Genomic DNA, 22,178 nt, shown 5'->3' with positions numbered 1-22,178 from the left:
GATGATGGAAGTAACTCGAATTGTAAGCGACAGTCCATCGTTAGATTGTGGGTTCAGATGGTGAGAACTGTCAGGCAATGCCATCCCCGGAGGGGTAAACTTGTCCTCACCTGTTTATATTACTTAAGACTTGAACAAAGTATATCCTCCAGTCGGGTGTATCGAGGGGTTTGGTTACCAAACCGATGGCGTTTGGATTCCCCACAGTCCGTGGGTACCTTGATTAATTTTGACCGTATTCAACAACGGCTTTGTGTTTAATGTTTCGTGCAGCTTGCTTGCCTGCATGATCGAAATAACCAGATATGGATTGCAATATCTATCTTCCGCTAGATAGCTATCCCTGTAAAATACCGCTTACGATAAGCATCATGTTTAAACAATCCTTATTTTACCCTAAGGGGGTCAAATAAATGGCTGCTCCTATTGAATTTGCTTTATTTGCTCCTTACAACGAAGGAGCCTCATTGGTTAGCTGTTTCTCCAATTGGGAAGAAATTCCCATGGAGAAAGATAAGCAGGGGTATTTTCGCACGTCCGTTGAACTTGAAGATGGTATTTATAAATACAAATTCCGGGTTAAATCCAAATCTTGGTTTTTTGAAGCCGATCAATGGGTAGAGGTCAATGATCCCTACGCTACCGATATTGAAGATTCGACTCAAAACTGCGTCGTGCGGCTCAAAGATGGACAACGCATCGTTGATACTTACGTTTGGATGCATGATGATAAACCCCTACCTCCTGACCATGAATTAGTCATCTATGAAATGCATGTCGGTGACTTTTCTGGTGGCGAAGATGATGCTTATCCACGGGGGAATTACCAGCATGTTATTGAAAAATTAGATTATCTGGTGGAATTGGGAATTAACGCCATTGAGTTAATGCCTATCAAAGAATATCCCGGTGACTACAGTTGGGGGTACAATCCTCGCTACTTCTTTGCTACTGAGTCCAGTTATGGTTCGACAGATGAATTGAAACATTTGATCGATGAGTGTCATGGCAAAGGAATTCGGGTAATCATGGACGGGATCTACAACCACTCAGAAGCGGAAAGCCCCCTCACCCAAATTGACCACGATTACTGGTATCATCACGCTCCCCGTGACCCAGATAACAACTGGGGACCAGAGTTTAACTACGAACATTATGACGAAAAGCTAGAGACTTACCCAGCGCGGAAGTTTATCGGTGATGTGGTTCGTTTCTGGATCACTGAATATCATATTGATGGCATTCGCTACGACGCTGCGCGACAAATGGCTAGCCACGATTTTATGCATTGGATTGTCCAAGAGACTAAAAAAACGGCAGAGGCAAAGCCATTTTACAACATTGCTGAATACATCCCCGAAAATCCTAGCATCACCAATGTTGATGGACCGATGGATGGTTGCTGGCATGATAGCTTTTATCACACGGTCAAACCTCATATCTGTGGTGACAGGTTTGATTTAGAATCTCTTAAGGATGTGATTGATTGTAAGCGTCAAGGCTACCTGGGAGCGACTAATGTTGTAAATTACCTAAGTAACCACGATCACGAACGCCTGATGGTTGAGTTAGCCAATCGGGAAATCTTTGATGAAGAAGCTTTCAAACGGCTCAAGTTAGGGGCAGTTTTGTTAATGACAGCAGTCGGTATTCCCTTACTCTGGATGGGTGAAGAGTTCGGGGAATATCAGCCGAAATCCATTGAATCCAGAAAGATTAATTGGCAACTACTGAGTAATGATTATAATCGCGGGTTGTGCGACTACTATAAAGGGTTAATCGGACTGCGAAAAAACAATCAGGCTCTCTATACAGAGAACATTAATTTCTTCTTTGAAGATGCAGACACCAAAGTTATGGCGTATGTGCGCTGGAATGATGAAGGCTCTCGTGTTGCTGTCGTTGCCAATTTTTCTGATAATTTCCTCACTGGATATACTCTTTCCAATTTTCCGGAGAATGGCATTTGGCACGAATGGACAGGTAACTATGAGGTGGAAGCCAGCAATAACACTTTAACCCTTGACCTTGGCGGATACGAAGCCAAAGTGTTTGTCTGGCAGTAAGCCATCCAATCCGCGATCGCATCTTTGTAGGGTGGGCAATGCCCACCCTATTTTTATGAATAACATTAAAATTTTTGTCAACATTATGCCTAAACCACAGGTTGACATAATTTCACAATATTACTTATATGATTATACATCAATGTGAGTGCATCTTTTGTACTCTACCTTATTGGTTAAATAGGTATTAGGCACACACCAGTCCTGTTAGTCAAGCCTTCTGCTTAGGAGCAACTCACCACCAGACGTACCCGGTTATTTCTCTACACTCAACACTATCCGACTCCAGAAGAACAGGTTTTGAGGTAACATTATCATCAATGGTTAGCGCCAAATAGCCGCTCAAAACTATGCCCGAAAAGCGAAGGGTCAAGTCGGGGCGGGTTTAGTCGCATTTGGGTAAGCCCAGAAAGGATAGTCGTCAAACCCGCCCCTACACATTCAAAACCCAAAACTCAAAACTGTTAAACTGATGGCTCAAATTCCTCCACTCAATACCGAAACCCTTTGGCAAATCTTGAACGAAGAACTGGATGATGATACCGTCAATCAGCTTGTCTGGCATTATTTGGGGTATCGCTATGACCCAGAAACAAGCCAATGGGATTGTACCAACGTACCTCCAGAATGGTATGAAAAGTATCCAGAACCCCCCAACTTTATCGAGAGTCGTCCCGCCACCACTAAACTCACTCGTTCGATTCCCAAGGAAAATAAACAGTTATTGAAAGAACAGTTAGGATTTAAAGGCTATAAAATCGGCGAATTTGGTCCGAGACAGACTCGTCGAGCTACGATGGCGAATTGGTTGTTAAGTTACATGAAAGATACGGGATTGAGCCAAGAGTGAATTTATTGATCACGAATAGCATCACCAGCTTAACACTCACAAACCCTGGGCAATGGTTTAGCGATCGCATCCTCCTGGCTGTTCCCGTCAGTGAGGATAAAGGGAATGTGGCAGAAGTCGTCAGTTTCCTGATTATTCTGTTACTCGTCGCTACAGCCGTGGCTCTGGTTTCGCGGCGATTCCGTATCCCTTACATTACAGGGTTAGTGTTAGCCGGATTAGCAATTACGGAACTCTTACCCAGTCGTATCGGCTTGGATTCGGCGCTGATTTTTAATCTCTTTTTACCGATTCTCCTGTTTGAAGCGGCAATTAATACCGATATTTCCCGCCTCCGCAGCACGATTAAGCCGATTGCTTTACTCGCCGGACCCGGTGTTTTACTCTGTTCAGGGATTACCTCGGTTTTATTGAAAGTTGAATTAGGTCTTGATTGGATACCCGCCACGATGGTAGGTGTGATTTTATCCATTACCGATACAGCTTTAGTCATTGCTGTATTTAAAGAGGTTTCGGTTCCCCACCGACTGGTGACTCTGGTTGAGGGAGAAAGCCTACTCAACGATGATGTCGCGTTGGTCTTATTTAGCCTAATTTTGACAATTCATGAAACAGGAGCCTTATCCGCGCTGGATGTGGTTCAAGAATTTTTATTCGTGTTAATTGGCGGTGCTTTAGTCGGCGCGGCGTTAGGATATCTAAGTATTGGATTATTGAGCCAAACCGATGATCCATTGGGCGGACTTTTGCTCACCGTGGCTCTAGCTTTAGGCGCATTCCAAGCTGGAGAGTTGCTACATGTTTCGGGTGTGGTTGCTGTGGTAATCGCCGGACTTATTGTAGGAAATTTTGAGCATTCTCAGGTAACATCCGCCTCGAATCAAGTGACCTTATTTAGCTTCTGGGAATATGCTGGGTTTGGGGTGAATACGTTTATTTTCTTGCTGATTGGCTTAGAGATAAACATCATTACCCTATGGCAAACTTTACCCGCTATACTTTTAGCCTTTATTGCCTATCAAGTTGGGCGTTTGCTCACGGTTTATCCGTTGTTAGCCTTCGTCCGTTTTTTTGATAAACCGATTCCAATACGTTGGCGACATATTCTCTTCGCTGGTAATATTAAAGGTTCCCTCTCCACCGCCCTCGCCTTGAGTCTACCGGCTGATTTGCCAGGGCGGGAGACGCTGCTGGCTATCGTTCTAGGAATTGTTTTATTCTCTCTGGTGGGACAGGGATTAAGTTTACCGTGGGTGGTACGGCATTTGAAGTTATCTTATCGTTCAAAATCCTATCAGCAAATTGAAGAATTGCAAGCTCAATTGATGACGGCTAAAGCTGCACAAGATGAATTAGACAGTCTCCTGAAAGCTGGGGTATTACCTAAATCGATTTATGAAGAAATGCGAGCATCCTATCAACTGCGAGTCGCCACGGCTGATAGAACCTTGCGGGAAATCTATAATCAGCGTTCAGAAGACTCACCAGAAAATCGGAGCGATCGCACGAAACTAGAAACGATTCGTCGGCAATTACTTTTGGCAGAAAAAGGAGCGTTAACAGACGCCTTGCGTAAGCGGATTTTGTCTGAAGCCGTAGTACAAGAGCGAATTAAACGGATTGATGAGCTGTTGTTAAAATTGGAAGATGATTAGTATCGATCGCACAAACACGGTAGCCTTCTTTAGCTACTCGAATACTGTGTACTCCAGGTCCACACCCAGCGTCGAGTACTGTTGCCCCTGGTTCCACTTCCATTAACTTTAGCATTGTGGGAATAGCTTGATCGTAATAGTGCTGGGCAAGGGGTTGATAATAGTGAGCATCCCAAGACTTGAGTGTATCTTCAAGTTCAAAAATTTTTGTAGTTATTGGCTGCATTGATTCTAAATCCATTATGATGTTGTAAATATTATCTTACTATAACGTATTTTACCACGGGTAAGTTGTTCTATTAGATACATTAGGCTAGAGAACTGAGCTTAAATTGAATTTCCTATTCTTGGTTAAGAGTTACCTACCGCTGATTCAATGACCTGCGTTCAACAGAGTTTCAGCGGTGAGATTCAGTTCGGGAAACGTGGGTGAGACAATTCGGCTATTTCCCTGAAATATGCCCACCTCCTGGTAAACTTGATCCTGTAGATTTAGCACGATCACGGATTGAACTTGAGGGTCTACAATCCAATATTCAGGAATGCCCAGATCTTCGTACTGTCGCCGCTTGGCAATGTAGTCGCGATCGCGCTGGAGTTCACCAGGACTAACGACTTCAATCACCAACAAAGGGGGAAGCATAGAGAGCCGGATTGTATTGCGGCGCTGTAGTTGGGGGATATGTTCTTCTCGAATAATTGTTAAATCTGGGTAGCGATTTCTGGGTTCTCCGCGCACTTCCAGTTCCAATCCGTGACTTCTCACCCGCCAGTAACCGACGAGAGGAACAAACTGCAAGAGTAAAAAAGTCGCGATGCTAACGTTTTCTCCTGATTCTGGTGGCACTTCGATCAGCTTTCCGTTATACAATTCATATAGCTTGTCTGTCCCGTCATTATAGGACAGATAGTCATCAAAGCTGAAAAATCTTACTTGAGCTTGAGTCATAGATATAATTTTATTAGAGTGGCGCAAGTTTTGAACCAACCCCTAAAAAGTTGATGACTTGGTGCAACAAGTCTGCTTTTGTCACCACAAGTATCGTTGATCCGGGTTCAAGTACCGTATTGTCATTAGGAATGACTAAATCTGCATGGGGATGGGATTGATAACCAATAATTAAAGAACCCTCTGGAAACCGAGAATCCTGAATCACTTGAGCCACAGTACGCCCAGCAACATCCGATTCCCCTGGTACTCCCAGTTTAAATACTTCCACCTGACCCTGTTCATAGTGCATAATCGATTCCACTTCTGGATATTCGATCGCGTTGACCATGCGATTGACAGCTAAGTCAACAGTGCTAATGATATGATGAGCGCCAGCAATGCGTAGAGGCTCCTTAAAATCCCGTTGGCGGATGCGAGTAATAATATGGGTAACGCCATAGTGTTTAGCCAGGGTAACCATCGCCAGATTCAAGGCATCATCTCGCAGCACCGCCGCCATCGCATCGGCTTTGCGAATCCCGGCTTCGAGTAACACTTGGGTGGTGACAGCACTCCCTTCAAATGCCATAACCCCCACTTGTTCGCGAGCATACCGACAAGCCGCAGGGTCTTTATCAATAATCGCGATCGTATGTCCTAATTCCACTAACTGCTGGGCTAAACTTAACCCCACTAATCCCGCGCCGCCGATTAATACGTACATGATTCCTTTGTCATTTGTCATTTGTCATTTGTCAGGGAATAGGCAATAGGCAATAGGCAATAGGCAATAGGTAATAGGTAAGGTAGAGTTTTGAGTTAACTTTCCCAGCTCCCCCAGCTCCCTCTGCTCCCCCAGCTCCCCCAGCTTCCCCAGCTCCCCCAGCTCCCCCAGCTCCCCCATCTTCCCCAGCCTAGCGGATGACAGAGGCTAACTAAAAATGGTACAACATCTTAGTTTAAATAAACGGGATGATTAAGTGAGGAAGCGGAATGTACATTATCCAGGTTGCCTCTGAATGCGCCCCTGTGAGCAAAGCCGGCGGCTTAGGGGATGTGGTTTATGGATTGAGTCGGGAGTTAGAGATTCAGGGACATTGCATCGAACTGATTCTGCCCAAATATGACAATATGCGCTATGACCACATCTGGGGACTCCATGATGCCTATATTAATCTCTGGGTACCCTGGTACGGTGCGGCGATTCACTGTTCCGTCTATTGTGGTTGGGTTCATGGACGAGTCTGTTTCTTTATCGAACCCCATTCCCAGGATAATTTCTTTAATCGGGGCTGCTACTACGGTTGTGATGACGATAACATACGGTTTGCTTTCTTTTGTAAAGCCGCTTTAGAGTTTATACTTCAGAGTAATAAGCGTCCTGATGTGATCCACTGTCACGATTGGCAGACGGGTTTACTCCCAGTCATGTTGTTTGAGGTCTACAAATATCATGGCATGGAAAATCAACGGATATGCTACACCATCCACAACTTTAAACACCAAGGAATGGGGGGAAGTGAAATCCTGTGGGCAACTGGGTTGAATCGAGAAGGCTATTATTTTCAGGATGATCGCCTGAAAGATAATTTTAATCCTTTTGCCTTAAACTTTATGAAAGGCGGTATTGTTTACGCCAATGCGATAACGACTGTTTCCCCTCATCATTCCTGGGAAGCTCGTTTCACACCCATCGGATGTGGCTTAGGTCATACGTTACATTTACATCAGGATAAGTTTACTGGGATTCTCAATGGCATTAACGATGATTTTTGGAATCCGGAACAAGACCGCTATATTCCCTATCACTACGCCCCGGATAGTTTTGAAGATAAAGCGAAAAATAAAAAAGCGTTGCGGGAACAGCTTTGGCTTCAGGATGTCGATAAACCAATTGTGGCATTTATTGGTCGTTTAGATGATCAAAAAGGTGTTCATCTTGTGCATCATGCTATCTATTACTCCCTGCATAAGGGCGCTCAATTCGTTTTATTAGGGTCAGCGACAGCGGCGGCAATTAATTCCTGGTTCTGGCACGAGAAATACTACTTAAATGATAACCCTGATGTCCATTTGGAACTGGGCTTTAATGAGGAATTATCTCATTTGATTTATGCCGGAGCCGATTTTATTCTGGTGCCGAGTAATTATGAACCCTGCGGACTGACTCAAATTATTGGCTTAAAGTACGGAACCGTGCCAATTGTGCGGAGCGTGGGGGGACTGGTTAATACGGTGTTTGACCGCGATCACCACCCGAATCACCCCATGGAAAAACGCAATGGCTATGTATTCAATCACACCGATTATTATGCGTTGGAATCTACGATGGATCGGGCATTAGGATTGTGGTATGACTATCCGGAAGAGTTCCAGAAACTGGCGATTCAAGGTATGGCGTATGATTACTCGTGGAGTGCTTCGGCATCTAAGTATGTGAAAATCTATGACATGATCCGACATCAATAGGGGTTGCTGAATCAGTGGTGAGGTGAGCGGGAGATGAGGGAGATGGCGGAATATATTTTTTAGTTGGAGGGGATTTCAGCCTACATTCGGCAAATATTAAACAGGATTGAACAAACACAAACCTACGATGCTGTAGGGGCGACCCGCCTGCATCAATGAACGCCACCCATCCACTCAATTGTATCGGGTCGCCCTTTACTCAAACTGATTGAATTGTTAAAATACGCCAAGGGTATTCGTGATATTGATGTTAACTAAAACCCCTCACCCCCAGCCCCTCTCCCACTCTGGGGAGAGGGGAGCAAGAGGGATGTAAAATGGAAGTGGCTTAGAGACATATCATAATGTATTGAACAGTAATATAGCAATCCTATTTGAGTCGTGTCCAAAAATCACATCCAATAGTCCAAGTCAATCCATAAAGACCAATCCAGAAGTTACTGTCCGGATATTATATTCCACTGTTATCGATCGCCTAAAAAGGCTGAAAAAGAATAGAAAAGGTAATTCCATTATCTTGTAGAGAACCGCCTTCATCCTCAACGTTATTGAGAGGAATTCCCCAATACAGTTGTGCTGACCACGAGGGATCACGTTGCCACAACAGTCCTAACCCAAGACTGGCTAAGGTGTTAGGATTAGTCACCTCATCCCCATTATTCCAAACCGTGCCAATATCGAAAAAAGGAGCAATTTGCACAGTTCCAATTCCCTCAGGTTGGCTGATAATCGGCAAACGAACTTCCACAGAACCAATAATCCCATTGTCAGCCACGCGCTGATTTTGGCGATACCCTCGCACGGTATCAATTCCACCAATACTGAACTGTTCTAGCGGTAAGAGGGAATCATTCGACAGTTGCGCTCCTGCGCGAGCAATAATGATACTATCAGCGCCTAAAGCCTGCACCCACTGAAACTGTCCCACCCAGCTCATAAACTGCCCATCCGTACCCGTATCATTGATGGTGGCGTCAAACGCATCCAAGCCAAAACTAAACTGCGATCGCGCGGCTAAGACGCGATCGGTAGAACGGTTGAGCCAGTCTTGACTAAATCGCACCACAGTGACTTTCGATTCCCCGTCTTCGGGTCCCAGGGAAAAGGAAAAGGGGATATCATCTAGGACAAAGGTTTGGCTTTGACGCAAATCCAGGGACAAGGACAAAGCAAAGTCACTCGTCGGCGTATGGACAATCGGTTGGCGAAACTCAACCGAAAAGGTTTCTGAGTTGGAGTTAATATCTAAAACCGAAAACGGATCTTCAACAATATCACTATCGCTACGGTTGTAGCTGAGACTTAACGCACCATCCCTGGGATTGAGGGGAATTTCATAGCTCAGACTATACTGATCCACCCCTTCGGTTATGCCATAATCGGCACTGATGCGATCGCCTAATCCCAAGAGATTCCGATTCTCTACCCTCACCGTTCCCCCCAAGGAACCAACACTGGGAGAGTCTCGATTCTCTATAGTCACAGAACTCATCCAAGGTTTTGCCTCTTCTATCTCTAGGGTTAACACACTGGTTCCAGCCATGGTTCCCGCCGATAACTCGGCTTGAATTTGATCGAGTACCGGATCAAGTTGCAGCAGTTGCAACGCTTCCTCCAAGCGACGAATATTCACCGGGGTTTGCGTCGCCAACTGAATCCGCGATCGCACGTAATCATCCCGCAAACGCTCTAATCCTTGAATATCAATGCGTTCAAGGCTCCCTTCAACCACCTGAATGCTCACCACACCATCGGTAATATCCTGAGACGGGAGAAATGCACCGGAAGTGGTGTAGCCATTGTCTGTATATAACTCGGTAATCGCCGTGCGAATCGCTAAGAGTTCTTCAAAGGAAGCATTTTGACCAATAAAGGATGCAACAGCATCTTGCAATTGTTCTGAAGAAAAAACCGTACTCCCTAATACCTCGACTCGTTCAACCGTGACATTAACCTCCACATCGGGTACTGGCGTCAGGGGTGTTCCCGGCGTTGGTGTGAGTGGGGGAAGAGGTGGGGGTGTCTCTGGGGGCGTCGTCGGTAAAGAAGGCAGATTGGGACGAGTGGGTTCCAGGATACCCGGTGGAATCTCTGGAGTCGTTTGGCTCATCGATGGCAAGTCTTGAGCTAAGGTAGTACAACTCCAGCTCAAATACACCAAATTTAAAGCCCAAATAAAGCATTTAAACATAAAACAGTAGCGCCCAGCTCATCAGTTGACAAGGATGTAGAGAAACCCCGGACTGTTGATCGCAAAAGGGAGAGGGTAAGCAGCAGAGAATAAACGGTTGATTCGAGTATCGGGTTGTCAGAGTCGTTAATCCTGTCCTAATTATTCTGACGATCGCTATCAAGCATTTAGTGAGCCAAAACCTCAATTGATCCCCCATAGCATTCATACTCGGTAATATTCTTTTATTTCTTGTTCTACTTTCAGCATCAGTGACCGGAAGAAATACAATATAGTAGCAGCTTAGGAGACGCTTTGTCCCCTGTTTTTATCCGTTGAGAAACCCAAAAACCCTTAAATTCAGACTCCCCAGTTCCGATCAAAATTTTATAAAATAGAGTTAATTGTTATCATTGTTCCGAAAAATGTCCCACGGTTGGCAGTTTTGGCGTCGATTTATTGGATTATCCTTAGCCAGCCTTGTCTTTTGTATCAGCTTTCATCCCTGGTCCACTGGGCAAGCCGAACCCGCCACAGAAATTCAACAGCAGCAATTGCTCACACCGGCTTCTGAAAAACAGCTCGTGTCCAAGGGAATTGCATCCTATCAAATCGGAGAATTTTCCCAAGCCATTAACTTATGGGAACAAGCCTTACCTCAAATTACCGACGAAAATGATCGAGCAATTGTTCACAATAACCTGGCTTTAGCCTATCGGCAAACGGGAGAATTGGCTCAGGCGATCGCACACTGGGAAAAGGCGATCCAAATTTACCAGGCTTCACCGGATGCCGAAAACCAGAAACGGATCGCTGGGCTATTGACCGAACAAGCCCAAGCTTACAATGATTTGGGACAACATCCGCGAGCGATTACCCTCTTAGAGTCAGCCATTGAACTCGCCACTAAATACCAAGATTCCTTAGCAGAAGCTGCCGCTCAAGGCGCTTTAGGCAATGCCCACTGGAGTTTAGGCAACTATGATCAGGCGATTTCTGCCCACAAACAGAGCCTCAAAATTGCCCGCGCATTGAATAATAACAGTTTTATCGCTACGGCTTTAAATAACGTGGGGAATGTTTATGTCAGCAGAGCCAGCCGATCCAGTTATCAGGCGCAGGTGGCTGAGTTAGAAGGAGATGTTGAACAGGCGACGCGCTTAACCCAAGAGGCGCTTCAGGATTGGACGCAAGCCAGACTATTCTTTGAGCAAAGTCTGGAAACGGCGCAAGCTTTAGGAAGTTTGACCGAAATTAAAGCTTTAATGAATTTAAATCGCTGGCTGATTAGTCGTCATTCCGCCACTGTCGCCGATAACTCAGCCGAACCCTTGAGTGAGGGCGATCGGGCATTTCTCCAGAGCAATTGGCAACGAGTCAGAGAACTCCTCCCTGGAATACCTGATTCACGACAGAAAGCCTATACCCTGATTCACCTAGCCGAAAGTTTCCAACAGATCGAGTCAGAGGCTTCAATTCAGGAGTCGATCCAGCTTTTAACCCAAGCGTTAACAGTAGCCCAAAAAATAGGCGATGCCAAAGCCCAATCCTTTGCCCTAGGGAGCTTAGGACAGGTGTATGAATCAGCCGGAGACTACAGCACGGCGATGAATTTAACCCGCCAAGCTGAATTTAGCGCCCAGCAAATTCAATCCTTTGATAGTTTATATCGCTGGCAATGGCAAGCGGGGCGGATGCTGAAAGCCAGAGGTAACATCGCCTCAGCCATTTCTGCTTATGAAGGTGCGATCGCGACGTTGCAAAATATTCGCGGCGATTTAGTCACCAATAAAGAGCTACAACTAGATTTCCGGGAACAGGTTGAACCCATTTATCGAGAATTAATTGATTTACTCCTCAATGCTTCCAGTCGCGATTTGAGCGAAGTCAACTCCCAGGAAACGGTTTCACCCCTCAAAGAGGTGCTCGATATCGTCGAACTGCTCAAACTGGCAGAGTTGGAAAACTTTTTCGGCGATGAATGCGTGCAAGTCGCCAAAGATAAAGCTCAAAATGAGCAGGGGTTAGCCGATGCCAATGCTGCTGTTATCTATTCAATCATTTTGAACGATCGCACCGAAATGATCCTGCGATCGCCCAATGGTTCCCTGAAAAACTATCCTATCCCGATCAGCAAGGAAGAGATGGAAGCCGAGATCGAGCAGTTACGCTACTTTCTGGAACTACGCACCACAGAGCAGTATATCCCTCAAGCGCAGAAAATTTATAATCGGCTGATTCGTCCCATGGAAGCTGATCTAGCCGTCATGCAACCCAAGACGTTAGTCTTCATCAACGATGGCGTCTTGCGTCAGATACCCATGAGTGCGCTGCACGATGGTCAAAACTTTTTGATTGAGAAATATCCCATTGCGATTACTCCCAGTCTGTCATTAACCACCAGCCAACCGTTAGATCACAATCAGTTAAGAGCGCTGAGTCTGGGTTTAACTGTTGCCAAACCTCCCTTTGCCCCCCTGACGAATGTAGAAGCTGAGTTAAATGTGGTTGAAGAAATCTTAGGCGGGACAGAGTTAATTGATCAGGAATTTACATTCTCGAACTTGCAAGACAAACTACGACGCAAAAATTTTCCCGTGGTTCACATGGCAACCCATGGCAAATTTGGTGTTGATTCCCAGAGTACCTTTATCCTGGGTTATGATCAACAAATTAGTATTGAAGAACTCGACAATCTATTGCGGTCTCGCGGTCGTCGAGAAGCGGTCAAACTTCTCACCTTGAGTGCTTGCCAAACCGCGACGGGTAACAATCGTTCCGCTTTAGGAATTGCGGGTGTCGCTGTTCGAGCGGGTGTTGAGAGTGCTGTAGCGACGTTGTGGTATATCAATGATGAAGCAACTGTACCGCTGATTGCCGAATTTTATCGCCAACTGCGCCAACCGGATATCACCCGGGCAGAAGCGTTAAGACAGGCGCAGCTGAAGATGATTTCTAATGTCAATTATAATCATCCAGCCGTTTGGTCGCCGTTTATTCTGATTGGCAATTGGAGTTAGTTAAGTAGCCCCTAAAATAGGGAGCAGGGTTACATGATGTATCCCTACTCCCGGTATTGCACTAATGTTCACACTTTACACCGCTTTCTCTTCGACAGTCACGGTCTTTTGGCAATGTTAAGCCGTTCTTGCTGCGTCACTTGAGTCAAGCCAACTTGCTCCAGCAGAGCCAGGAAATCATCGTTAGTGGCTAGCTCATTAGAATTCGCGGTTTCAACTTTGGACATCGCGGCTAAGGCATCGTACCAAAGCCCAGCCTCAGCATAACTCCAAGCGCGATCGCGCCACACCTGTGTTGGCACATTGTTCTTAGCCGGAGGAGTAGATAGCCGTTGTGGTTCTAAAGCGGCTGGTGTGGATACCCGCTCAATCCAGCTAATGAATACGGGATTAGCCGATGGATGCTTGGTATTACAAACCAGAGTGACTGACCATTTGTAGGTTCGTCCAGTTTGCAATTCTGGTCGGTCTTTGGGAAGTTGCAACTGGATCATCCCGGCTTGGGGAGAGTCGATTTGTTTCTCAAAGAGCGGTTCCGGAACTCCGGGTTCCACGAGAGCAAACCGCATCGGTACAGAGACAGGCTGTGATAAGTACCAGAACAAGGTAGGATGACCGGATGTGGTTTGTCCAGCATACTCCTCGGATGGGATCAACAATGTGACTAAATCATTGGTTAACGATTGGCGACAGCCGCGTGAACCCGAGCCTATGGTGCGCCGTGGATTACTTGCCACGGGTGGTATATATTGTTTAGACGAACGATGGGTTGACGTTTTGTTTAACTCTGCGTTGGCAGGTAGATCGTTCCAAATCGAGGTCAGAATTTCTAAATTCTTCGATGACGAAAAAATCCGGGGTTCAGGTAGGTCTAAGAAGCCGAACATTTGCAGGGAAACAATTGAAGCTGTCCCGGCAATGATGGTTATTAATTTTTGCCGAGTGGTGTTCATGAGATTAAGTCCTTCGTTTCATAAGGGTCTTTTTACAAAGGGTTGTGATGCACCTACTCCAGCTATTGAAAAATTTTGCCTGAAGACTTTTGGACTCAATAGCGCTATTGGCTGACAAAATCTAAATCATTATACATGGCATTTTGAACAACTACAGCAAAATTTGATAAACGGCAGTTAACTGTTCGCGCCCTTTGAGTCTCACCTGACCGATTTGTTTCGTGGGGAATTGATTGTGTAGATGCTGGTATGTTTCTTCATTGATTAAAATCCGGCAAATTCCTCCATCGAGAGTTTTATCGTAACTTTCTAATCGAGCCGCTACATTTACGCTATCTCCTAGGGTGGTGTAGTCAAGCCGTTGAGCATTCCCCAAGCTACCTGTGACGACATCCCCTGTGGCAATTCCCACGCGCATTGCTGTTTGCGGATAGCCTTGACGTTGCCATTCTTGATTGAGGGTTTGCAGTTTTTGTGCCATGGCTAAAGCACAGTTTACCGCTGCGATCGCATCCTGGTCAATTTCGGCGGATGTCGTGCGTTTAATTGGTACACCAAACACCGCCATAACTGCATCTCCAATAAACTTATCCACAACACCGCCATGATCTAGCACCGTTCCCGCCATGGCATCCATATATTGATTCAGCCAAGCCATCAGCACTTCCGAACTCATATTTTCTGCTACTGTACTAAACCCTTTCAGGTCTGAGAACAGAACTGTGGCAGTCATCTTCTGACCACGTAGACGCCCTTCTTTGAGAAGTTGTTCGCGATCGCGCCAAATTGCTTCGGCGATTTGCTTGGTGACATGGCGACCGAATAAATTCATAACGGTGTGTCGCTCTTCACGCTCGAAGTTACCGATGTACCCTGTCGTTGCTGTAGCGGCACCCAATAACGCCAAAGCTGGGGGAATCACAGGAATCCACCAACTGCTGATGATAAAGGCTAAGTAGCTGCTCCCGACCAGACCGACAAGTGCGAACAAAAGGCTAATTACTGTCCAACGAGGGAGTAATTTTGCTAAACCTCCTGCATCTCGCAACACCCAACACAGGGTTGCACCCGTCAAAGACCAGAGAAAAATCCAGATCCCTTCGATTGGTTCCGACCAAGTTTTCAGTCCAGAACGCCCCTCTAGGGCTGAACTCAGCAAGTGACTAATCATGTTAGCCTGAACTTCTATCCCAGGTGTACGCTCTTGGGTGGCAATTTTATCACCACTATAGGGGGTATAGAAGAAATCATTCAGGCTAGTTGCCGTTGCCCCAATTAAAACGAGGCGATCGCGCATTAAGTCTGGTGGTATCCGGTCTTCGAGTACCTCTGTCAATGACACCCTGGGAAAGGTACGAGCCGAACCCTTATAGTTTAACAAAATCTGGTATCCCCCGTCATCAGCACTCACATAACCACCATCATTTGCGGAAAAAGGTTGAAACGTCCCCTTTCCTAAATGAAAAATTAGGGGATTCGCTTGGGAAGGTTGAGATATGATGTCTTGCTCTGCTAAATACATCAATGCCAATCTCATACTAAAAGAGAAGCTGACTTGATTGTTGTCTAGCATATAAAGCAATGATCGACGCAGTTTACCATCCGCATCAATCACCACGTTATTAAACCCAACTTGTTCGCGTTGATCTAGCACGGGTGGAGGAGCTACACTAGCGCTAGGATCTTGCTGATTAATTTTTTCTATCCCGATTAAATTGGGAGTTGCTTCAAAAACATTGACTAATTCGTCATGACCGGGCAAAACTGGTAAATCTCGATACAGGTCAAGACCAATCACTCTCGGGTTTTGCGCTTTAATTTTTTTGAGGAGTTCAGCCAGGACATTATCCGGAATGGGCCACTGTCCAACTTTTTTTAGATCCGCTTCACTAATTCCCACAATCAGAATTCGTTCATCCACAGGTTCTTGAGGACGCCAACGAAAATATTGGTCAAGAGCAGCCCATTCCCAAGTCTGTAAAAAGCCGAAAAGTCGCAATAGAATAACGAGTCCAGCCACACCAGGAGCAACCGTCCAGACGCCTCGCCCTGCCCAAATTTTTTGTTTAAGGTCTTTCCACATCTTATTTTTTAGCGCTCCTTGATGGTTAGAAAGCTAGCTCTCTCTACCTTATTCAAGGGGAAAGTAATTGGAACCGAAAGATTAGGTTTAAAGGAATCAATTTTCACTAAAACTTTAAATTTGCGCTCTCTGGAATACCATTTTTGAAAAATTATCCCTGATCAAGGCGCATCGCTATCATTGGTGTCAACTTACGCTGAAAGCAAAGGGTGTAGGGGCGGGTTTTACCGATAACATTTTTTCACAAACCGATAACTTGATTAAACCCGCCCTGATTCCGGGAGCCTGTCAGTTTTGCCCATAAGTTCAAGTCGGTTGGGTAAAACGATCGCGCAGCCTATTCCTCTTGCGATGCAGCCTGATAGCAGATTAAATCATCAGCATTCGCGATCGCCACCAGTTCCGGAGCTGTACCCACGACGACACGTCCATCAGACGTTACCATCATACCCTGAGCTTCTTGAATTGGGTCGCCCGGTTTCCAGAAACTGGGGGTTGAGGATTGAGGATTGACGGTTAGCGCAGTAGCTTGTTGTCCAGCATCGCCACTAATTCCCTGAACCTGAGTAACGGAATAGTTACCCTGTAACGGATCATAGGGATTATTCGGTAAACCACCCGTACCTGTAACGATAAAGCTACCTTGCTCCTTATTGCGGTGGGTGAGACAACTATCGGCAATCACTTGGTCTGGTGGCAGAAAATTGCTTGATAGTGGCGAGAGAGAATCTTGATTCAAATTCAGCGAGGCTATAAATAAATTACCAGCATCACCGCTACCTAATGCCTCAACTGAAATATCAACCCGATCATTGCCCCGAAATGGCTCAAATGAACCTGGGTTGCGACCTACGGCCGTCCCTTGACCACTAGAGAAAAAGTCTGCCAGAAATACGGGAGAGATAATGGTGATATTGCCGCCCCTGCCATCAACAGCATTTGCCAGAATATCGCTATCTTCTAGGGCGATAAAAACATCGGAGTCAATCGTGATATTGCCGCCACCACCGACACTCTCAAAAACACTGGCACTAATCAAGCTACCGTCACGTAGACGAATATCTTCAGCCGTGATATCGATGTTACCTCCTCCTGCTTGAGTGGAGGTAGCCCTGATTTCTCCGCCATCTCGGAGTCTTAGGTTATTGCTAGTAATAGCTAAATTTCCTGCATCACCTGTTCCTTGACTTGAAGCTTCTAAAGCACTGGAATTGATCTGACCTTCCATACCAATACCTGTACCCATGATTGCCACAGAATCCGAGGCATTGATTTTTATCGTTCCTCCCTGACCCGCATCAGATGTCGCTGCTGTTAATTTTCCCCCGTCCTCAATAATCAGGCGTCCCGTAGTAATCTCTAAATCTCCAGCCTTTCCATTAGTTTGAGTGTTAACTCTTAATTGACTTGATCCAACGATTTGGGAACTACCACTTATTTGTACTGATTCCGAGGCAGTTATAGACAAGTTTCCACTGCGACCTGTACTGACAGGACCTTTGATGATTGGAAATGAACTAGTTGATATTTCAGCCCCATCTCGAACAATTAACCGCCGAGTATTAACTTTTATATTTCCTGCATCTCCGTCATTTCCCGTAATCGTGGTTATACCGCTAGACCCCAAAATATCTGAAAACCCACTCAGTTCTACTGATTCTGAGCCAGTCACAGTGATAGTTCTGGCTGGGACTGACCCAAACGTGAACGAAGAAATTCGTGAGCCATCAGTTACTGTTACGTGTCTGCCTTGTATTTGAATATCACCACTACCGATATCTCCACTATTAAAAACAGGACTCAGATCGGTTACATCAATGATAGCTACTTGGGATAGATGAATATCCTGAAAATTTTCAACACCCTCATAGCTTAGAGCAAAACCTTGATTTGTTAGGTTCAACGTGACCCTACTTTCGCCATCAACACTTCCTACTTCAATCCGTCCACTTGGCGCTGTTATATTTCCACCTTCTAGGATAACTTCACCGCCTACAAGTGCTAAGCTTTTATCGGCATCTACTCTCAAACCCGCAGGAGTTCCACTACCATTAAATTTTTCCTGCATATCACCCCGACTTGCTTGAGAGCGGTTGATAATCCGTCCAGGAGAGTCTCCAAATTGCAGTCCTACAGGAACACTGACAGTAAGTACGGATGAGGCTGAAGAGTTAATAGCACTAAACTCTGTGCCATCGGCAAATTTTATACTATTTGCTGTGCTAGCAATAAAGGAACCACCCAAATCTAGAGCAGCTTCAGCACCAAAGATAATGCCATTAGGATTGAGAAGAAATAAATTAGCATTACCTTGTGTTTTGAGTAAACCATCAATTTTCGAGATTGAATCCCCGGTCACACGGCTGATAATGTTCTGGACAGTAGAGGTGTTGTCAAACCAAGCCGCTCCACCTGTCGGCACGGAAAACTCATGAAAGCTATGGAAAAGGTTTTCTCCGGCTTGGCTGCCTCCAGTAATAGTGAATTGAAGATTGTCTGAACTATTAACATTTGTGGGTAATGTCCCATCTGGGACAATTTGTCCTTGAACAGTGTTGACTGAAATCAGAACGCAATAGGGAATAGTTGCAAGTAACCAGAATGGATGGCGTCGTCGTTCCATATAAGTACCTCATGGGTCACTAGTACGAGTCTAACAACTCACACTCCATTAAGGTTGGAATCACCTATGGTTGTTTTAATAACAACGAGTAAACCATGTCCAACACATCAGACTATTTGAGGTCGCATCCTCTATCTGCTGTTGAGGACTCACAGGCTGGTCTTGCCTAACTCTATTCTCCATGCTGGCATTGGCAGTAACAGGAGCTGCGCCAACTTGAGTAGAAAATGTTAAGCTGAGAGCGATCGCGGTAGATGCAACGAGTTTCATTATTCTTTTCTCCGAGTAGATGTACGAACCTGTGAGCTTGGTGTGATTCACCTAGCCCCAAAATTTTGAGAGATAAATTGCTCTTATCAGAGACTTTTTATTCAGTTGTTGGAGTTACCCTGTCAGTGACGCACCCGATTAGTCGAAATTTGAGAGAAATCTTTTTCTGTCACTGCTCTATAATTAAACTATAGCAAGAGAAAATCCTAAATCAATGAACTTTACCAAAGCTTCATTTAGAGTTCATACACGCTTAATAAGCGCATCTTATGGCTTAAGTTTTCTTTACAGAAGTTCTGGAGTAAGGAGTACACCGAAATTACGGCGTTAGAGGCAATTAAACGTAATACCCAAAACAGTAGACTATAGGCTATAACTGTAGTTGAACCGAAATACATTTGAAATACATCCTGGGTTTAGTGGTGTTTGAGTTACGGTTATCCGTTGAATCAGATTAAATTATTCGTCGAGCCGGATGGGACTTCTCTTTTCCATCCAAGTGAGATATCTCGATTCTTCGCTGGAGGGTTGCAACAGTGAAATCCTTATGGTGCATGGGTTGCTTTTTATTCTTTTGTCAGAGTTTTTTAACAAAGTAAGTTTATGTTAAGAGTTGTAATGTAAGATTTGCTTATATTAAGGATTATGACGCAATAATTCGTAATATTAAACTTACTATAGAATTGCTGAGATGGTTTCGCTTCACATCTCCCACAACACTGAGTTACAAGTAAGTAATTTTACTCAGCCTCCTGAAGATAGAACTCTTTCTCTCGCAGGTTGTTCCAGACATACCCCTCACCTCTGTATAGCGGGAAATTCCCATGAATCTTGCCTTTAAGTTTATTTTGGGCGGAAAGATACTTAACTCCATTGCCTTGATTGAGCAACACGCTTACCTTGAACTCACATCCACCCGCATTAAAGATCTCAATCGTGAAAATTCGGTGAAAGGGAAGTCAACTCAGTCTCATCTGATCAGGTGTGCAGCCATCTCAAGAGACTATTTCGGGCTTGCTGCACAAAGCCGAAACCCTTAGCTATCAATGCTTTGAGCAGCATGGACATTGGCTCATTTTCAAGGACATAAGGTAAAACCCTTTCATACCCTTGCACCACTATCAAAGAAAATGTATCATTGCTTCCCCTGCTCCCTACCTCCCCACAAGACTTATTCAGCAGACCCTAATTTTTTTCTACATGAAGCGCTGTATCTGGGAAATCGCTGAAAAGTCCATCAATTCCTAGCCGATAGAATTGCTGATACTCCAACTCAGGATTACCTTGATAGTCGGGGGCGAGAAAAACCTCTTCATTGCGGAATGTCCAGCCATGAACCTGCAAACCCTGAGCATGAGCGTCATCGAGTAACGAAGTGGGGGGTAATAAGTAACCATCCGCCCCCGTGGGTACAATTAAACGTTTGTTAACCCCGATCGCATCTGCATAATCCGCAATTTCCCCTAACCCCTGAGGCGTTACCAGATCTCGATACGTCCGATTGTTATTGTCATGGTGTTGAGGATGAGCAATAAAATCGTAGGGTTGACCAATGTCATTCACTAACTGTACCAAGGATACATCGGTGATTTGCTTGAGCGCTTTCAAGTTCGCTGTTTCAAAGGATTGGATGAATACAGGGGAAGTGCGATCGCATAATCCGTACTGGTTGAGGATATTTACCAACGGTTCTTCTAACGAGAGTCCGATCGCGGTAAAGTAGGTGGGATGCTTGGTTTCTGGATAAATGCCAATCATGCGTCCAGTTGCAGCACTTTGGCGTTGAACTAGCTCAATAATATCAACCAGAGTAGGGATATCAAACAACCCATCGAATTCTGTCGAACGCAGGTGAGGTAATCGTTCTTTGACTCGTAGGGTTTTTAGTTCAGCCAGAGTAAAGTCCTCAGTAAACCAACCCGTGACAGTTTGCCCATCAATCATTTTAGTGGTTTGGCGATCGCGAAATTCTGGACGAGTCGCCACATCGGTAGTACCCGAAATTTCGTTCTCGTGACGCGCCACCAATACCCCATCCTGTGTCATCACCAAATCAGGTTCAATGTAATCCGCCCCCATCTGAATCGCTAACTCATAAGCCGCGAGGGTATGTTCGGGACGATAGCCACTTGCGCCTCGGTGAGCAATCACCAAAGGACAGGAATTTTGGTCGTGCGATCGCATCCTTATCCTTATATATATACCCCTCTTTTTATTGTCCCCAGACGTAGCAGGCTACGTCTCTACATGCACCCCCCTTAACTTACCAAGGTAATACTTCCCCCTTCGCGTGCCAAAACGTACCAGAATTTTCCAAGTTGAGCTGATCAATGCGGGCTAAAAGTCCCTGAACAGCTTCCTGGGTAGGAATACCATTATGACCTGTCATGTCTGTACTCACCATACCCGGATGGAGAATAGCCACGGCAATTTGACGAGGTTTTAAATCAATTGACAGAGACTTACCCGCCATGGAAACGGCGACTTTAGACATACGGTAGCCGTAAGAATTACCAGAGGTGTTGTCTTCAATCGAACCCATGCGGCTAGTCATAATCGCAACCTTAGCACCCGTACCCAAATTGGGGAGTAACGCTTGGGTGACACGCAACGCGCCCAACGCATTTACCTCAAACTGTTGCCGGATGGCATCAAAGTCAAGCTGGGGGAGGGTATTTTTCCGCAAAATTCCGGCATTGTTAATCAATACATCAATAGGAGTATTCTTTAAACGTGATGCTAAGTCAGCAACAGAGTCATCTGAGGTGATATCAATCCCTGTCTCCACCCGGATTCCCAAGCTATCGAGGGCTTCAGACGTTTTTCGACAAACTGCGATCGCCGTTTCTCCTCGTTCGATTAGCTGTCGGCAATACTCTAAGCCGATACCTCGGTTTGCGCCTGTTACTAAATAAGTTGCCATATTTATCTGTAATCTCCTGTATAAGTGGGTGGACACAATTAAAGTTAACGGTTGAGATTAGGGAACAGGGAACACCTCGACTTTGCTCGGTGTCCCGGCTCAAAGAGTTCCCAAACGCTTCTCGCATCGCGTCTCTACATTGCTCCCCCAGCTTCCCCAGCTCCC

General features: G+C 45.4%; 16 protein-coding genes. 5 read left to right on the top strand and 11 right to left on the bottom strand.

The genetic code is table 11. The features are described 5' to 3' along the window. Positions 1 to 413: 413 nt before the first annotated feature. The 3 genes from MC7420_RS04700 to MC7420_RS04690 all read left to right on the top strand — a co-directional run bounded on the left by MC7420_RS04700 (position 414) and on the right by MC7420_RS04690 (position 4,571). On the top strand, positions 414 to 2,066 hold the full coding sequence (locus MC7420_RS04700; protein ID WP_006098832.1) for an alpha-amylase family glycosyl hydrolase: 1,653 nt from the start codon (positions 414 to 416) through the stop codon (positions 2,064 to 2,066). Between the two features lie 472 nt (positions 2,067 to 2,538). Continuing rightward, the gene (locus MC7420_RS04695; RefSeq protein ID WP_006098847.1) at positions 2,539 to 2,916 is read left to right on the top strand and encodes a DUF1823 family protein; all 378 of its coding nucleotides are present in this window, start codon (positions 2,539 to 2,541) and stop codon (positions 2,914 to 2,916) included. Between the two features lie 68 nt (positions 2,917 to 2,984). After that, on the top strand, positions 2,985 to 4,571 hold the full coding sequence (locus tag MC7420_RS04690; protein WP_232231647.1) for a cation:proton antiporter: 1,587 nt from the start codon (positions 2,985 to 2,987) through the stop codon (positions 4,569 to 4,571). On the opposite strand, the gene MC7420_RS04685 is transcribed toward MC7420_RS04690, so the two are convergent. The 3 genes from MC7420_RS04685 to MC7420_RS04675 form a co-directional block, all read right to left on the bottom strand. Further along, the gene (locus MC7420_RS04685; RefSeq protein WP_198016373.1) at positions 4,528 to 4,797 is read right to left on the bottom strand and encodes a class I SAM-dependent methyltransferase; all 270 of its coding nucleotides are present in this window, start codon (positions 4,795 to 4,797) and stop codon (positions 4,528 to 4,530) included. The genes MC7420_RS04690 and MC7420_RS04685 overlap by 44 nt on opposite strands. 147 nt (positions 4,798 to 4,944) lie before the next feature. Beyond that, positions 4,945 to 5,520, bottom strand: a complete 576-nt coding sequence (locus tag MC7420_RS04680; protein WP_006099074.1) for a Uma2 family endonuclease — start codon at positions 5,518 to 5,520, stop codon at positions 4,945 to 4,947. A 13-nt stretch (positions 5,521 to 5,533) separates the two neighbouring features. Beyond that, a complete protein-coding gene (locus tag MC7420_RS04675) occupies positions 5,534 to 6,226 on the bottom strand; it encodes a potassium channel family protein (protein ID WP_006099009.1) in 693 nt (230 codons plus the stop codon). A 269-nt stretch (positions 6,227 to 6,495) separates the two neighbouring features. On the opposite strand from MC7420_RS04675, the gene glgA reads away from it, so the two are divergent. Then, positions 6,496 to 7,971, top strand: coding sequence for a glycogen synthase GlgA (gene glgA / locus MC7420_RS04670; protein WP_006098975.1), 1,476 nt, complete (start codon positions 6,496 to 6,498; stop codon positions 7,969 to 7,971). Positions 7,972 to 8,446: 475 nt separating this feature from the next. Here glgA and MC7420_RS04665 read toward each other — a convergent pair whose 3' ends face one another. Then, entirely contained in the window at positions 8,447 to 10,162 is a 1,716-nt protein-coding gene (locus MC7420_RS04665) for a ShlB/FhaC/HecB family hemolysin secretion/activation protein (protein ID WP_006098929.1), read from the bottom strand. A gap of 404 nt (positions 10,163 to 10,566) precedes the next feature. Between MC7420_RS04665 and MC7420_RS04660 the strand changes: the two genes are divergently transcribed. Further along, positions 10,567 to 13,161 carry a CHAT domain-containing protein gene (locus MC7420_RS04660; RefSeq protein ID WP_006099001.1) on the top strand — a complete coding sequence of 865 codons (2,595 nt, stop codon included), beginning with the start codon at positions 10,567 to 10,569 and terminating at the stop codon, positions 13,159 to 13,161. Positions 13,162 to 13,259: 98 nt separating this feature from the next. On the opposite strand, the gene MC7420_RS04655 is transcribed toward MC7420_RS04660, so the two are convergent. The 7 genes from MC7420_RS04655 to MC7420_RS04630 form a co-directional block, all read right to left on the bottom strand. Continuing rightward, positions 13,260 to 14,114 carry a DUF928 domain-containing protein gene (locus MC7420_RS04655; RefSeq protein WP_006099096.1) on the bottom strand — a complete coding sequence of 285 codons (855 nt, stop codon included), beginning with the start codon at positions 14,112 to 14,114 and terminating at the stop codon, positions 13,260 to 13,262. Between the two features lie 151 nt (positions 14,115 to 14,265). After that, on the bottom strand, positions 14,266 to 16,197 hold the full coding sequence (locus MC7420_RS04650; protein ID WP_006099057.1) for a CHASE2 domain-containing protein: 1,932 nt from the start codon (positions 16,195 to 16,197) through the stop codon (positions 14,266 to 14,268). Between the two features lie 337 nt (positions 16,198 to 16,534). After that, on the bottom strand, positions 16,535 to 18,820 hold the full coding sequence (locus tag MC7420_RS04645) for a two-partner secretion domain-containing protein (RefSeq protein ID WP_006099087.1): 2,286 nt from the start codon (positions 18,818 to 18,820) through the stop codon (positions 16,535 to 16,537). Between the two features lie 75 nt (positions 18,821 to 18,895). Further along, positions 18,896 to 19,090, bottom strand: coding sequence for a hypothetical protein (locus MC7420_RS04640; protein ID WP_006099070.1), 195 nt, complete (start codon positions 19,088 to 19,090; stop codon positions 18,896 to 18,898). Positions 19,091 to 19,830: 740 nt separating this feature from the next. Then, positions 19,831 to 19,983: a hypothetical protein gene (locus MC7420_RS42270; RefSeq protein ID WP_006098940.1), complete on the bottom strand. Its 153-nt coding sequence runs from the start codon at positions 19,981 to 19,983 to the stop codon at positions 19,831 to 19,833. A 292-nt stretch (positions 19,984 to 20,275) separates the two neighbouring features. Continuing rightward, positions 20,276 to 21,274 carry a glycerophosphodiester phosphodiesterase gene (locus MC7420_RS04635; RefSeq protein ID WP_006099112.1) on the bottom strand — a complete coding sequence of 333 codons (999 nt, stop codon included), beginning with the start codon at positions 21,272 to 21,274 and terminating at the stop codon, positions 20,276 to 20,278. A 79-nt stretch (positions 21,275 to 21,353) separates the two neighbouring features. Beyond that, positions 21,354 to 22,013: an SDR family oxidoreductase gene (locus tag MC7420_RS04630; RefSeq protein WP_006099003.1), complete on the bottom strand. Its 660-nt coding sequence runs from the start codon at positions 22,011 to 22,013 to the stop codon at positions 21,354 to 21,356. Positions 22,014 to 22,178: the final 165 nt, after the last annotated feature.

The sequence above is a fragment of the Coleofasciculus chthonoplastes PCC 7420 genome (assembly GCF_000155555.1).
Taxonomy (GTDB): domain Bacteria; phylum Cyanobacteriota; class Cyanobacteriia; order Cyanobacteriales; family Coleofasciculaceae; genus Coleofasciculus; species Coleofasciculus chthonoplastes_A.
Note: the sequence above shows the minus strand (reverse complement) of the source record. Positions and strands in the feature narration are given on the sequence as shown.

Bases quoted from the DNA above. Each gene is read 5' to 3' on its own strand.
- MC7420_RS04700 (WP_006098832.1), top strand. From the start codon at position 414: ATGGCTGCTCCTATTGAATTTGCTTTATTTGCTCCTTACAACGAAGGA.
- MC7420_RS04695 (WP_006098847.1), top strand. From the start codon at position 2,539: ATGGCTCAAATTCCTCCACTCAATACCGAAACCCTTTGGCAAATCTTG.
- MC7420_RS04685 (WP_198016373.1), bottom strand. From the start codon at position 4,797: ATGCAGCCAATAACTACAAAAATTTTTGAACTTGAAGATACACTCAAG.
- MC7420_RS04680 (WP_006099074.1), bottom strand. From the start codon at position 5,520: ATGACTCAAGCTCAAGTAAGATTTTTCAGCTTTGATGACTATCTGTCC.
- MC7420_RS04675 (WP_006099009.1), bottom strand. From the start codon at position 6,226: ATGTACGTATTAATCGGCGGCGCGGGATTAGTGGGGTTAAGTTTAGCC.
- glgA (WP_006098975.1), top strand. From the start codon at position 6,496: ATGTACATTATCCAGGTTGCCTCTGAATGCGCCCCTGTGAGCAAAGCC.
- MC7420_RS04665 (WP_006098929.1), bottom strand. From the start codon at position 10,162: ATGTTTAAATGCTTTATTTGGGCTTTAAATTTGGTGTATTTGAGCTGG.
- MC7420_RS04660 (WP_006099001.1), top strand. From the start codon at position 10,567: ATGTCCCACGGTTGGCAGTTTTGGCGTCGATTTATTGGATTATCCTTA.
- MC7420_RS04655 (WP_006099096.1), bottom strand. From the start codon at position 14,114: ATGAACACCACTCGGCAAAAATTAATAACCATCATTGCCGGGACAGCT.
- MC7420_RS04650 (WP_006099057.1), bottom strand. From the start codon at position 16,197: ATGTGGAAAGACCTTAAACAAAAAATTTGGGCAGGGCGAGGCGTCTGG.
- MC7420_RS04645 (WP_006099087.1), bottom strand. From the start codon at position 18,820: ATGGAACGACGACGCCATCCATTCTGGTTACTTGCAACTATTCCCTAT.
- MC7420_RS04640 (WP_006099070.1), bottom strand. From the start codon at position 19,090: ATGAAACTCGTTGCATCTACCGCGATCGCTCTCAGCTTAACATTTTCT.
- MC7420_RS04635 (WP_006099112.1), bottom strand. From the start codon at position 21,274: ATGCGATCGCACGACCAAAATTCCTGTCCTTTGGTGATTGCTCACCGA.
- MC7420_RS04630 (WP_006099003.1), bottom strand. From the start codon at position 22,013: ATGGCAACTTATTTAGTAACAGGCGCAAACCGAGGTATCGGCTTAGAG.